The sequence below is a fragment of the Thermococcus sp. MAR1 genome (assembly GCF_012027305.1).
GTDB lineage: Archaea > Methanobacteriota_B > Thermococci > Thermococcales > Thermococcaceae > Thermococcus.
In genome coordinates this window covers 1-390 of sequence record NZ_SNUF01000044.1, presented here as the reverse complement: position 1 = coordinate 390, position 390 = coordinate 1, and the positions used below count along the sequence as shown (strand labels likewise).

The 390-nt window shown below is 54.6% G+C and carries 1 protein-coding gene; it reads right to left on the bottom strand.

Translation table 11 applies throughout. The features are described 5' to 3' along the window. A partial coding sequence (locus E3E25_RS11460) for an AAA family ATPase (protein WP_167893425.1) occupies window positions 1-390 on the bottom strand: 390 nt, incomplete at both ends.

The following is a 390-nucleotide window of genomic DNA, read 5'->3' as shown; positions in this document are numbered from 1 at the left end:
AAGTCCTCCCAGCTCTGCGGGTCGTCGTGTCTTCCCCTGGCTTTGAGCCGCTCGAAGCGCATATGTGGCGGTGTATGGACAGCGACGATGATGATCTCCTCACTAGGAAAAGCGCTCCTGAAGGTTCCTACCTCGTCAAGAGAGCGGACGCCGTCGATTACAACTACTTTATTCTTTCTGAGCAGTTCTCTGACCTTCTCAACGGCGAGCTTTGCCACGGCATTCTGGCCCAGTTCCTGCCTCAGGCGAATGCTCACCTTGGCAACGTTCTCCTTTGTGAGCTCGAGGCCACGCTTGGCAGTCTCTTCCCTTACGACGTCGCCCATAGAAACGCTCGGGAAACCTCTCTTCTCGAACTCTTTAACGATCTTGCTTTTTCCTGAACCTGGC